We start from the raw sequence: 13,098 nt of genomic DNA on the forward strand, positions 1-13,098 counted from the left end.
TAAAAGCTTGATTAGAAAGGGGGCAAGGGCTTCTATGCAAAAAGAAGCGATCTATCATAGGGCTTTAAAACCATTTAGTTGTAGTCTTGGCCATGGAAATGTTGAAATTATGATTAAAACAAAACGAGGGGATATTTTAGAGATAAACTGTATCTATGGGGATCCAAATCAGTTTTCAGATTCTTATAGACAGTTTATGAAAAAAACAGGAACAACAAAGTTATTTGATTTTTGGAAAATAACAATTCATTCTTCTAGTAAACGTTTAAGGTATCTTTTCTATCTCAAAGATCAGGTAGGACATACACAGTATTATACAGAAAGAGGCTTCTCTAAAGATTTCCCAAAGGATATTAATGCTTGTTTTGCCTTTCCTTATTTACATGATATTGATACCTATCAATCGCCTGAGTGGGTTAAAAACACAGTTTGGTATCAAATATTTCCTGATCGTTTTGCAAATGGTAGCCCTGTATTAAATCCCCCTAATACTTTAGAATGGGGCGAAGCAGCCCCCTCTTATACAAGTGTTTTTGGTGGCGATCTTAACGGAATTATAAATAAGTTAGATTACTTAGAGTCTTTAGGTATTACAGGAATCTATTTATGTCCAATCTTTGCTTCATCTTCAAACCATAAATATGATACAATAGACTATATGGAAATTGATCCACAATTTGGTGACAAAGAAACTCTTGCTAAACTGATTCAAGTCTGTCATAAACGCGGGATAAAGATAATGCTTGATGCAGTGTTTAACCACAGTGGCTTTCATTTTCCACCTTTTCAAGATGTCCTAGAAAAAGGTAAAGCATCAATCTATAAAGATTGGTTTCACATTCGTGATTTTCCGATTGTAACCGACCCTATTCCTAATTATGAAACTTTTGGCTATGAAGCTCATATGCCTAAGTTGAATACTGCTAATAAAGATGTTAAGCGCTATTTATTAAATGTTGCACGCTATTGGATTGAGGAGTTTGATATTGATGGTTGGAGATTAGACGTGGCAGATGAAATTGATCATTCCTTTTGGCGGGATTTCAGGAAAGAAATGAAGGCTATTAAACCTGATGTATTTATTTTAGGTGAGGCTTGGCATGATTCTATGGCTTGGTTACAAGGTGACCAGTTTGATGCCACTATGAACTATCCATTTTATGATGCACTTACTCAATTTTTTGCCAAACAAGCTATACATGCAAATGATTTTTCAGATCTAATCACAAATTTATTACATTCATACCCTAGCCCGAACAATTATTTAGCTTTTAACATTGTTGGTAGTCATGATACGGAGAGAATATTAACACTTTCAAATCACATTCGTGAGAGAGTTAAACTGATTTATTTATTTCAAATGTCTTTTTTAGGTACACCTTGTATCTATTACGGCGATGAAATAGGGATGCAGGGTGGCCAAGATCCTGATTGTAGAGCATGCATGGAATGGGATGAAACAAAACAAGATAAAGAATTATATGGTTTTATACGTAAATTAATTAATCTAAGAGAAAAGATAGATGTGTTTGGGAATGAGGCAAGCTTTAAGTTTATTAGAGTAGAGAATTCAAAACGGGTCATTGCCTATGAAAAACGAAATAAAACCGATCAGTTAATTTTTATTCTTAATAGTAGTGAAAAGCCCATAAGGGTTAATATCCCCATATTAAAAAATCATCATATCAGAGAAATTTTTCATGACCAATTCTATGATTTCTCAAATCATACTTTAATCAAATTAGATGCTTATGATTATAAATGTTTTCAACTTGTAGAGGTTAATTATTAGTCCTTCTACAATAAAAATACCATAGCCTATTTATTAACTAAAAATCTTTAAAGCCTAATCTTATTAAAATACTTGTGAGAAATTAATGTTCTTAAAAAGGATATTCAAAAAATCCGAGATAAATGACAATTCGAGATAAAAGAGCTTCCTCTAACTGCTGATCAGTCCTAGAAGGTGATGAATTTAATCACATAGTTGTTTTCATTTCTCTTTTTACAAATACAATTAAAATAGAATGAATAGCCTCCTTGAAGACTGACTTTAAACTTGACTTCAAGGGGGTTATTTTTGTTGTTTATGACTCATCTTCACCAATAATACGAACTTCGCGTTCAAGCTTAACTCCATATTTTTCTTTTACCTTTTCTTGAACCATTTCAATCACAGCGATATAGTCAGTAGCAGTTGCATTATCTTTATTGACAATGAAACCAGCATGTTTTGTCGACACTTCTGCTCCACCAAAGCCCCTTCCTTGCAAGCCACTATCTTGAATTAATTTACCAGCAAAATAGCCGGGAGGACGCTTGAAAACACTTCCACATGATGGATATTCCAAAGGTTGTTTGGCTTCACGCTGTTCCGTTAAGTCATCCATTTGCTGTTTAATGGCTGTTTGATCTGCTTTTTTCAAATTAAACTGAGCCTCAATGACGATATAACCATGTTCAGGAATATTACTTGTTCGATAGGTTAAATCTAGTTGATCAGCGGCTAATGTTAGTATATTTCCAGCTCGATCAATCACAACAGCATATGCTAAACAATCTTTAATTTCTCCACCATAAGCACCAGCATTCATATATAGGGCACCACCAACAGTACCTGGAATGCCACAGGCAAATTCTAATCCAGACAGCGATTGTTCAAGGGCATAGTAAGAGGTGTCGATAATTCTTGCACCACTTTGAGCAATGACTGTCTCACCTTGATGACGAATCGTTTGAAGTTTTTTTAAGTTCATAACAATACCGCGAATTCCCCCATCTCGAACAATCAGATTTGAACCGTTCCCTAACAGGGTAAAGGGAATATTTTCTTGATTAGCCAAACGGACAACGGCTTGAATGTGCTCAACTGATTCCGGCATGACAAAATAATCAGCTGCGCCCCCTAACTTTGTATACGTATGATTTCTAATTTGTTCATCTATTAAAAGATTATTTTCACCAACAATGTCCAAGAGCATTTCTTTTATTGAATGACGTCGGGTCATTTCTATCATATCCTTTAAACTAATATTGCAAATTCAAGTTTGCACAATCTCAATTATAGCAGGGATGATGCTGATTAGCCAATAGCAATTCAGCACTGTTTTTGTCAAATAGTATTCTCTCCTCAACCCATTAAGTAAATTGCCATTACTGAAAACAAAAATAATCCTATCTTTGATAAAGGTATGTCCAATCATTCCATTGTTCGATGAAGTAATGATCAGTTGAAAAAGAACCATTTAAACTTGAACCTTACGTTAGGTTATGTTTTATAGTGGACTTTATAGTGCATAAAAGAAAGGAAAAGAGAAATGGAAAATACTATAGTGAAGACACTGATCTACAACAAACAAGTTCGTTTATTTTTTACTGATAATACAAAACTAATCAGTGAAATTCTCGAATTAAATCACCAGACAAATAAAACACTTAAACGCATCTTAGGAAAAACGATTTCAATTGTAAGTTTACTTTCAGGAACGTTAAAAGAGGAGCAAAGAATAAGTCTTCAATTGACATTGAGTAACCCTAACTACAAAGTCTTTGCCGATACGGATGCGAAAGGAAATATAAGAGGTTATCTAAATAAGGGATTACTAGAAATGCCTCATGACTATATTGAGAATATATCGTTAGATCACCTAATTGGTCATAAAGGAATCATTCGTGTTATAAAGGGAGCAAAGATGAATCAGTTTACAGGTATCACTGATATGCCATACCAAAATATTGATGGTGACATCTCACATTATTTTATCAAAAGTGAACAAACACCAACATACATTAGGACCCATATTGAATTTGACAACGAAAATCGTGTTTTATTCAGCCATGCAATCTATGCACAACTTCTTCCCGGGGCTGCTCCTGAGCTTTTGAATGAAATAGAAAAAGTAGTTAGTGCAAATCCAGATTTCCTTATCGATTTAAAAAAATATAATCAAAATAATGTTGAAGTAAAACTAAAGGAATTATTTAAACAAACAAAGATGATCGGCTACAGCCCGATCCAATTTTATTGTGGTTGCTCAAAAGAAATGTTTTACGGGATGCTCCATTCTTTGGGCGAAAATGAATTAAAGCAAGCGATGAATAAGAAAGAGTCCATAGATACAACTTGTCAAGTTTGCGGTAGAACATACCATTTTAGTTCTCATGATATTGACCAATTATTACAAACAGAATAGAGAAAAGGAGAGTGATTGAAATGAACGAATACTGGAAAATAGGGGAACTCGCAACATTATCAGGCTTAACATTAAGAACGCTAAGATATTATGATCAAATTGAATTATTTTCCCCTTCTCAATATACAGATTCTGGGCATCGTCTATATACCCAATCTGATTTGGCTAAACTACATCAAATTTTAGCGTTAAAGCAAACGGGTTTGTCATTAGACGATATTAGATCAATCATGACGAAGAAAGAAAAGGATTTAACAATCAATATTATAGACACGCAAATAATTCGAATAAAGAAAGATATTCAAGTTCAACAAAGTCTACTATTTGAATTAGAGCATGCTTTAAAAATGCTTCACCGTAACCAAACAATGTCTGTAGATGAATTAACCACTCTATTAGGAGCAATGAAAGTCTATCAGGAAAAATACTTTACCAAAGAACAAGTGGATATGATGAAGAACTATTATGATCAATATGATGAAGAAACATTAGAAGCAACGGAACAAGAATTTACCATGACTCTGGAAGCTATCCAGTTAGAAAAAGAAAATGGAACACCACCTAATAATAATAAAGTACAAAAATTAGCCAAACAATGGAGTGATATTGTTTATTCATTTACTGGATATGATCAGACTTTAAAGAAACAGGCTGAAACATTCCATGCTGAAAACCCCAATAATAGTTTGCAATTTGGGATCGATGCTGAATTATATCAATATATCCAGCGTGCATTAAAATAAATGATTACCTTCCACAACTGATTAAAACAAGCCTGTCATTATATAATAACAGGCTTGTTAACTTCCCAACCAAGCTATCGCAAGTTTTCTAATATTTAATCTGACATTAGCGCAACCATTAGTGCCTTTTGGGCATGAAGGCGATTTTCGGCTTCTTGGAACACAACAGAATGATTGCCATCAATAATTTCAGCTGTAACCTCTTCACCACGATGAGCCGGTAAGCAATGCATAAATGTATAATCTGGTTTGGCATGCTGGAGTAATTCTTGATTGACTTGATAAGCAGAAAATTCTTTTAAGCGTTTTTTCTGCTCATCTTCTTGCCCCATACTTGCCCAAACGTCTGTATAAACTACATCAGCACCTTTAACAGCTTCAAGCGGATCTGTCGTTATTTCAATCACTGAACCTGTTTCTGTTGCAATGTTTTTCGTTTTTTTAATAATCTTGGCTGACGGTAAATAATCTTGGGGGGAAGCAAGGCTAAAATCAAGCCCCATTTTTGCAGCCCCAATCATTAATGAGTTAGCCATATTGTTGCCATCACCAATAAAGGCTAGTTTAAGCCCTGAAAGTTGACCCTTAACTTCCTCAATTGTTTGTAAATCAGCTAAGACCTGGCATGGATGAAAATCATCAGTCAATCCATTAATAACAGGGATTGAAGCATTTTCAGCTAATGCTTCAACATCAGATTGATGAAACGTTCGAATCATTAACCCGTCTAAATAGCCTGATAACACTTTCGCTGTATCTGAGATAGGTTCACCTCGTCCAAGTTGTAAGTCATTTGTACTTAAAAATAAACCTGTTCCGCCAAGTTGATAAATGCCAGTTTCAAACGATACTCTCGTTCGAGTTGAAGACTTTTCAAAAATCAAACCAAGTACTTTTCCTTTTAAAGGATGATAAAATTGACCAGCTTTTTGTTTTGATTTTAAATCCTTAGCTAACTGTAATAAATAAGTTATCTGATCTGTTGAATAATCAAACAAAGTTAGAAAGTCCTTTTTCTTTAATTCTTCACTTATGCTATTACACATACTAACACCTCTACTTCCTTTTTTTATTTATGGGGGAACTCAAACAACGTATCCATCATGTTAAAAAATCTCTTTTTCGTTATGTATTATTATGCATTATACAGAATAAAAATTCAATATTAAGCATGTATTTTTTTAAATTTTATGGCTTATTGAATGAATTAACTATTAATATAAGCCAGCTCATGATAGTTATTTATCTGTTTTATCCATATACAAGATGATACAAAAGGGAATATTTAAATATTATCTAAGCTATCTCTTCATATGGAATTCATAAAAAGATTGTCAAATACTTGTAGTGATACAAACCTTCTGTTTTAGTACCACTCCGTATCTGGCTTCAGCTTCATTTCAAACCTAAAGACAGTGGGTTTTTCTGTTGGAAAAATCCGTAACCTTTTTGTTTTTGCAACGTCTGATCTAATAGCATTTAAAACAAAAGGGGGTAAAAGTGTTGAAAAAACAACTCGTGTTTATTAGTCTAATTTTTATCTCACTGTTCATACTTGGTTGTAGTCAAGATCAAACTAATGACAGCACTGATATGTCTAGTGATTCGTCAGCATCCGAACAGGATTTTGAATCAGAGCTTGTTCATGAAGTAGAAATAGCTAATATTGATGAATCTGTTGAAGAGTCTGAAGAAAATAACCTTGATTTAGATGAGTTAGAAGGCGCTAACCGAAAAATAATTTATAATGCTTACCTTGATTTAGAAGTAAAACACTATTTGGAGGTTATTGATGAACTTGAACAAACCGTATCTGATATGAATGGATATATTGTCACTAATCAAACAAGTCGTTTGGATGATGAATTACATGAAGGTCATCTCGTTCTGCGTATTCCCCAAGAATCGTTGAATTCTTTGTTTGACTTTCTTGAAGCATCTGAACAAGTGACAATTAAGCACCGGAATGTCACCGGAGAAGATGTTACAGAAGAATATATTGATTTAGAAACACGCCTTGAATCTCGCGAGCAACTTGAAGCACGATTAACCACCTTCATGGAAGAAGCTGAAACAACAGAAGATCTACTAAATATTTCAAGAGATCTCACCAATGTTCAATATGAAATTGAGCAAATTAAAGGACAAATGGACTATCTTGATAATCGATCTGATCTTGCTACCGTTGAACTCTCAATTATTGAACAACAAACAGAATTAGCTCATGACCAAAGTTTAAATGTAGGGGAGAGAATAAAAGAACAATGGTTGAATAGTTATAACAGTCTTTTAGTTGGAGCAACAAATCTATTTGTCATTGTTGTCGGTAATATACCAATCTTGGTTGTTGTACTTGTACTCGGGGGCTGTATCTTTTGGGTTTTCCGAAAACGAAAAATCAAAAAAGAGACTAGCAAGGAATAACATAAAGTGAAACTTCATTCAATAGGGAGTTTTTTCGACACACAAATCTTTTCGGTGGGACGAATAACCGCAGCAATGTTGTCAGGTTAAGGCGACCGCTATGGAAAAACACTACGCTTTCCGTGGGCAAGTCTTTTTGATGGGGTGAGTAACCGCAACCCCAAATGTTTTCGTTGGGGCGAGTAACCACACTAAGTAAGATTACCTTAGTATTTACAAGGTTAGAAAAACTTGGTTTATCGCCAAATCTTTATGGCGAATGCCATCGTTTTACTTATACTATCGTCAATAAAACCTGTTATTTTTTGATCGTGCAAGAATAAATGTTTTTCTTATTTTGAGTCCTAGGACATGGTGTTTTGTCGGCCAGCCAATTACATTGCGATAAATTAAAAACCTTCATTGTTTAGTTGTCCTGAAGAAGTCAATGCATCTCAGCTTACTAAACACTTGAAGGTTTTTTCATTTTATTCGTAAATAGTACTTTTTAACCTTTGCTTACGCTCATGTCGTTCAAAGGCTAGTGTAATTAATCGATCAATAAGATCAGGATAAGATAAACCACTTATTCCCCAAAGTCGAGGGTACATGCTGATTTTTGTAAACCCAGGAATCGTATTTGCTTCATTCACAATTAACGTCCCATCAGCTTTCATAAAGAAATCAATCCGTGCCATCCCTTCACAATCAAGTGCTTTAAATACACGTAATGCTTCTTCTCTAACATTTTGTGTTTGTTGCTCAGTTAAGTCTGCAGGCGCAGATAATATTGCACCTGATTCATCGATATACTTTGATTCATATGAGTAAAAATCTGACTGAGGTAAAATTTCGCCTGGTAAAGAAGCAATCGGGTCATCATTACCAAGGACGGCACATTCAATTTCTCGACCAACAACCGCTTCTTCAATTAAAATTTTATCATCATATAAAAAAGCCTCTTCAACAGCTTGATAAAATTCTGCTTCTGTTCTTGCTTTATTTACCCCAACTGATGAACCTTGATTAACTGGTTTTATAAATACAGGCAAACCAAGCTGCTCTTTTACCGTTTCAAAGTCAATTTTGGATTGCTGAAATGCTTTATAAACAAGCCCCTTTGCTACAGAGATACCAGCATCTCGTAAAATGCGCTTGGCAAAGTCTTTATCCATACTGACAGCTGAGCCTAATAAATCAACTCCAACAAAGGGTAGGTTTAGAGTACGTAATAGACCCTGCAAACTACCATCTTCACCCAATGTGCCATGAATAACCGGAAAAACAACATCAATCTGTGGTAATGGATGTTGCATGGATTGATTGACAATCTGCTCTTTTGTTTTACCTGGTAAAACGGCGATACTCTCTTCACTTAAATGTAATTCGATTTTTTGGGGATCTGTATCATTTAATAAGAAAGTAGCATCTTGATTAATTTGCCAACGACCTTTTTTATCTACTCCAAGCAAAACAACTTCGTATTTATCACGGTCAATGGCATCAACTATATTCTTGGCAGATTGCAAAGAAATCTCATGTTCAGCAGACTTACCACCAAATATAACACCAACTCTTATCTTTCCCATCTTACTTCATCTCCTTACGAACCCGCTTCATATTTTGGCTTTTTTAATAATGCCATCATCCCTGCGATAACATAGGCTAAACTACCAAATAAGGCAATTCCGACTTGGAGAAAACCAATTAATACACCAGCTATTAATAATAGTATACCGGCAGGCTTAGGGCGTTTATTTCCTTTTAACATAAGGATAGCTAATACACCTGCAATAATGGCTATAACAGCTAGTACGATAATCATTATCCCCCCAGTTTGAAGTGTCTCAAGAAACTCAGGGTAAGCTGGAAGTTCTACATCAGGTGATTCCTGTCCAAATTGTTCATACAATTGAGTTGCTAATTCCTCATCATTTTGAACCATAATCATACTTGCTCCCGATACACCAAAGAAAATAAATATGGCAGCACCAATAATGATTAAAGCAACTTCTATTTTTCTATTGATCATTCAAGTTTTGACTCCTCTCTTTCTTATCTAGTTTATATTCTAACATAAGTAACGATTGACTGACTATGTTAATGATAAACAGATATCTTTCTAGTATACGAATAGTGCTTCAAAATGATGTTTTTTTATTTTTATGAAATTCAGTAGCCGTATAAATTCACTGTTAGGAAATAATAATAGCATAATAAACAATCATTCAACTTATTTCCCGGGAAATTATCAGAATTTTTGTCGATTTTTCAATATTATTCTTATACTAAAACAGATATCTGCATTATTCTTTTTATTTCGGAACATTAAAGCTTTAAATAATTATTGAATTATTAGGTAAAATGCTTGTTAGCAATAATAACTAATCTTTATCCATTATTACAGCTTTAGAATGGATATTGTAAATATTTTTTACTAACTAATAAACTCAATTTTTAGAGTGTCATTATTTAACTGCTCCAAAAGTTAAATAAATAAACCGAAAGAAACCAGCTTTAACATTTGACTGATCTCTTCCGGTTTTATTTAACAATCCTTTATTGTAGTATCCATTCCCAATTTTCTAGCCTGCTAAATGATCAGCAATTGTTTTGACATAAGCAGGTAAATCATCGGGCTTGCGACTAGAAATAATATGTCCATCAACAACAACTTCTTGATCCACCCATTCTGCACCCGCATTGACTAAATCATCTTTAATTGCCGGTGTACTTGTTACCTTAACACCTTTCAATACATCAGCCGATACTAAGACCCAACCTGCATGACAAATATGACCAATGACTTTCTCCTTTTGATCAAAATGTTGAACAAATTCAATAACTTCAGGGTAACGTCTTAGTTTATCAGGCGCAAAACCTCCGGGTATCAAAAGCGCATCATATTCTTCCACCTTTACTTCTGAAAAACTCACATCTGATTGAGCAGGAACACCATTTTTACCTTTGTAGGTATATCCAGCCTCTTTACCTGCAACAGTAACGGTGGCTCCTTCCTCTCTTAAACGTAGAATAGGATACATTAACTCTAAGTCTTCAAAGATATCATCTACAACTGTTAATATCTTTTTATCTGTTAAACGCATCATTAGCCTCCTATAAAAGTAATTACAATTACATTAACCGAAATTGAGGTTTATTAAACATCATCACTTAATTTAAGTAATGACTCTGTTGCTAACATTGGCTGTACGGCTGAACTAATTGCTGAGATAACGGCAACACCATCAGCTCCTGCTTTTCTAATTTCTGGCACATGTTCGATATGAATACCACCAATCGCGACGATTGGGATGTCAGGCACTGCTTTTCGAATAGCGGATAATCCAGTTATTCCAATCGGTTGTTTCGCATCACTTTTTGTATCCGTGACATAAATCGGTCCGACACCTAGATAATCGACACCAATCTGTTGAGCTGCAATTGCTTCAGTAACTGATGTGACGGAAAGCCCTATCTTCATTTGTGAAACTATCTTGTTTCTAATTACTTCAACTGATTGATCTTCTTGCCCAACATGAATACCATCCGCACCAATCTTAATGGCTAAATCAACATCATCATTAATAAAAAACGGAACTTGATACTCGTGACAAAGTTTTTGCATCTGTTGAGCTAATTCAAACTTTGCTAAACCTGATTTCGATCCAATACCTTTTTCACGAAATTGAAAACATGTTATTCCACCTTGTAGAGCTTGTTCCAATATAAGCAATGGGGCTTTCTGTACTACATTTTGACTTCCAAGAATAAAATAGACAGATAAGAATTTACGGTCAAAACTCATTTAAAGTCTCCCTTCACTTCTTTTAAATTGAGTCTTTGAACAACATCGGATGTTGTCGTTTCATCTAATGCATCAAGAAAGGCAATTTGGAATTGACCAGGCCTGTTGGTTATCTCAGCCGCTTTTTCTGCCGCAACAGTATAATAACTAATCGCTGCTGTAGCTGCATCAATGACCGATTTATTTACAGTTAAAAAAGCTGCTGATACAGCTGATAGCAAGCAACCTGAACCAGTCACTTTGGTTAATAAATCTGTACCATTCTTAATTCGAATTATTTTTTCCTGATCAGCTATATAGTCTACTTCACCGGTCATCAGTATCGGAATATCGAATTTTTCAATAGACTGCTGGATAATATTTAACTGGTTTAAACGCTCTGTTACATCTACCCCGCGCATTTCTGTTTTCATACCAGCTAATTGACTAACTTCGGCAGCATTCCCACGGATTAAAGTCACCTTTACTTCCGTCAAAATTCGTTTGGCACCTTCACTTCGAAATTGAGTAGCCCCAACAGCGACTGGATCAAAAACAACAGGTATTCCTTTTTCATTTGCAGATTTTCCAGCTATGATCATTGACTCAAGTAATTCTTCAGTTAATGTACCGATATTTAACACGAGGGCATCTGAATTCTTAGCCATTTCAGCCACTTCCTGCTGATCATGTGCCATCACCGGTAAGGCACCAAGTGCATATAGACCGTTGGCCGTAAAATTCATGACAACTTGATTTGTTATATTATGAATCAGAGGTTGCTTTTGTTTAACTTTAACAATGCTTTCAGAAATATTCAGACTCATTACTTTTCACCTCTTTGATTAGGTAAACCATTTAAACGGTAACCCCAATGATTGGTTGGACCATTTCCTTTTCCAAGCGCTAATGAATATCGAATGGCTGCAGAAATAAATTTTTTACCCATCTTCACCGCTTCAAGGGGAGACTTTCCTTTGGCTAATTCAGCAGTAATAATCGCAGAAAAAGTACAGCCAGTTCCATGTGTATCTTTTGTATCATATCGTTCCGAGGATAAATGATGAAATTGTTCACCATCATAAAAAACATCAGTTGCTTTACTATCAAGATGACCACCTTTGATCACAACTGTTTTTGCTCCAAGCTGGTGAACAATATAATCAGCTGCCCATTCCATATCTGACAAATTTGACACTTGTTTGCCTACTAAAGTCTCAGCCTCTGGTAAATTTGGTGTCACAACTGTTGCTAATGGAACTAATAATTGTTTGATGACTGCCTGTGATGTTTCTTCCATCAAAGCATCTCCACTTGTGGCAACCATAACCGGATCTAAACAATAAGGAATATGAGAATATTCTTTAAAATAACTTGCAAGTAATTCCATCATTTCAATCGTTGCAATCATACCTGTTTTCATTGCATTTGGTTCAATATCCATAAAAACTGATTTTAGCTGCTGATCAATAAATGAAATCGGCATATTTTGAACTGCTTGAACACCGATCGTATTTTGCGCAACAGCAGATGTTAATACACTCATTCCATATACCTCTCGTTCTTGAAATGCCTTTAAATCAGCTTGAATACCTGCACCGCCTGTTGGATCAGTTCCCGCTATGGTAAGTGCCTTTCTTACTTCCGTCACCATATTACCTCCTCTATTTTCTTTCAAAAGATTTTAGAAATAAGCAAAGTTTAGTTGTCCTTTGCTCGATCTATTCGTCTTTCTTACGCTCTGATCGTGAAAATTTTTTAGCTTTCTCACCTCCATTTCTTAACTAACGTTTTATCCTACCTAAAATAGAAAAAAACCGCCCATAAATAGGAGCGGTTTACTTAATCAATGATTATCCCAAGCACAGCTCCACTTTCCTACGTAGGTATTAACCAAATCAGGTTCGAAGGGACCAAAGGAGTATCTCCTTTATCTCAGCAAAAACGCGCCCCTAGTGGAAAACATTTATTT

The 13,098-nt window shown here is 35.0% G+C and carries 12 protein-coding genes and 1 riboswitch; of the genes, 4 read left to right on the plus strand and 8 right to left on the minus strand.

Going from position 1 to position 13,098, the window contains the following annotated elements:
- Positions 1-34 precede the first annotated feature (34 nt).
- A complete protein-coding gene (locus ACS127_RS02350) occupies positions 35-1,792 on the plus strand; it encodes an alpha-glycosidase (RefSeq protein WP_440896865.1) in 1,758 nt (585 codons plus the stop codon).
- 295 nt (positions 1,793-2,087) lie between these two features.
- Here ACS127_RS02350 and murB read toward each other — a convergent pair whose 3' ends face one another.
- Positions 2,088-3,008, minus strand: coding sequence for a UDP-N-acetylmuramate dehydrogenase (gene murB / locus ACS127_RS02355; protein ID WP_440896866.1), 921 nt, complete (start codon positions 3,006-3,008; stop codon positions 2,088-2,090).
- 309 nt (positions 3,009-3,317) lie between these two features.
- On the opposite strand from murB, the gene ACS127_RS02360 reads away from it, so the two are divergent.
- A complete protein-coding gene (locus ACS127_RS02360; RefSeq protein WP_440896867.1) occupies positions 3,318-4,193 on the plus strand; it encodes an Hsp33 family molecular chaperone HslO in 876 nt (291 codons plus the stop codon).
- Positions 4,194-4,213: 20 nt separating this feature from the next.
- The gene (locus ACS127_RS02365; protein WP_440896868.1) at positions 4,214-4,936 is read left to right on the plus strand and encodes a MerR family transcriptional regulator; all 723 of its coding nucleotides are present in this window, start codon (positions 4,214-4,216) and stop codon (positions 4,934-4,936) included.
- Positions 4,937-5,031: 95 nt separating this feature from the next.
- On the opposite strand, the gene argF is transcribed toward ACS127_RS02365, so the two are convergent.
- Complete coding sequence (gene argF, locus ACS127_RS02370) at positions 5,032-5,982, minus strand: ornithine carbamoyltransferase (protein ID WP_440896869.1); 951 nt, start codon at positions 5,980-5,982, stop codon at positions 5,032-5,034.
- 457 nt (positions 5,983-6,439) lie between these two features.
- Here argF and ACS127_RS02375 point away from each other — a divergent pair, with 457 nt between their 5' ends.
- On the plus strand, positions 6,440-7,360 hold the full coding sequence (locus ACS127_RS02375; RefSeq protein ID WP_440896870.1) for a DUF4349 domain-containing protein: 921 nt from the start codon (positions 6,440-6,442) through the stop codon (positions 7,358-7,360).
- Between the two features lie 467 nt (positions 7,361-7,827).
- Here the strand turns inward: ACS127_RS02375 and ddlA are convergent, their stop codons facing one another.
- The 6 genes from ddlA to thiD all read right to left on the minus strand — a co-directional run bounded on the left by ddlA (position 7,828) and on the right by thiD (position 12,777).
- The gene (ddlA, locus tag ACS127_RS02380) at positions 7,828-8,928 is read right to left on the minus strand and encodes a D-alanine--D-alanine ligase (protein WP_440896871.1); all 1,101 of its coding nucleotides are present in this window, start codon (positions 8,926-8,928) and stop codon (positions 7,828-7,830) included.
- 14 nt (positions 8,929-8,942) lie between these two features.
- A complete protein-coding gene (locus tag ACS127_RS02385) occupies positions 8,943-9,371 on the minus strand; it encodes a DUF4064 domain-containing protein (RefSeq protein WP_440896872.1) in 429 nt (142 codons plus the stop codon).
- A gap of 553 nt (positions 9,372-9,924) precedes the next feature.
- On the minus strand, positions 9,925-10,446 hold the full coding sequence (locus tag ACS127_RS02390) for a type 1 glutamine amidotransferase domain-containing protein (protein WP_440896873.1): 522 nt from the start codon (positions 10,444-10,446) through the stop codon (positions 9,925-9,927).
- 53 nt (positions 10,447-10,499) lie between these two features.
- Positions 10,500-11,147, minus strand: a complete 648-nt coding sequence (gene thiE / locus ACS127_RS02395) for a thiamine phosphate synthase (RefSeq protein ID WP_440896874.1) — start codon at positions 11,145-11,147, stop codon at positions 10,500-10,502.
- Positions 11,144-11,953, minus strand: coding sequence for a hydroxyethylthiazole kinase (gene thiM, locus ACS127_RS02400; protein WP_440896875.1), 810 nt, complete (start codon positions 11,951-11,953; stop codon positions 11,144-11,146). Before thiM ends, thiE begins: the two co-directional genes overlap by 4 nt.
- Entirely contained in the window at positions 11,953-12,777 is an 825-nt protein-coding gene (gene thiD / locus ACS127_RS02405; RefSeq protein ID WP_440896876.1) for a bifunctional hydroxymethylpyrimidine kinase/phosphomethylpyrimidine kinase, read from the minus strand. Before thiD ends, thiM begins: the two co-directional genes overlap by 1 nt.
- A gap of 207 nt (positions 12,778-12,984) precedes the next feature.
- A riboswitch (TPP riboswitch) is annotated at positions 12,985-13,090 on the minus strand.
- Positions 13,091-13,098 lie beyond the last annotated feature (8 nt).

The sequence above is a fragment of the Amphibacillus sp. Q70 genome (assembly GCF_052055485.1).
GTDB lineage: Bacteria > Bacillota > Bacilli > Bacillales > Amphibacillaceae > Amphibacillus.

Coding starts and splice junctions, on each gene's coding strand:
- ACS127_RS02350 (WP_440896865.1), top strand. CDS start 35: ATGCAAAAAGAAGCGATCTATCATAGGGCTTTAAAACCATTTAGTTGT.
- ACS127_RS02385 (WP_440896872.1), bottom strand. CDS start 9,371: ATGATCAATAGAAAAATAGAAGTTGCTTTAATCATTATTGGTGCTGCC.
- ACS127_RS02365 (WP_440896868.1), top strand. CDS start 4,214: ATGAACGAATACTGGAAAATAGGGGAACTCGCAACATTATCAGGCTTA.
- ACS127_RS02360 (WP_440896867.1), top strand. CDS start 3,318: ATGGAAAATACTATAGTGAAGACACTGATCTACAACAAACAAGTTCGT.
- argF (WP_440896869.1), bottom strand. CDS start 5,982: ATGTGTAATAGCATAAGTGAAGAATTAAAGAAAAAGGACTTTCTAACT.
- murB (WP_440896866.1), bottom strand. CDS start 3,008: ATGACCCGACGTCATTCAATAAAAGAAATGCTCTTGGACATTGTTGGT.
- thiM (WP_440896875.1), bottom strand. CDS start 11,953: ATGAGTCTGAATATTTCTGAAAGCATTGTTAAAGTTAAACAAAAGCAA.
- ddlA (WP_440896871.1), bottom strand. CDS start 8,928: ATGGGAAAGATAAGAGTTGGTGTTATATTTGGTGGTAAGTCTGCTGAA.
- thiE (WP_440896874.1), bottom strand. CDS start 11,147: ATGAGTTTTGACCGTAAATTCTTATCTGTCTATTTTATTCTTGGAAGT.
- ACS127_RS02390 (WP_440896873.1), bottom strand. CDS start 10,446: ATGCGTTTAACAGATAAAAAGATATTAACAGTTGTAGATGATATCTTT.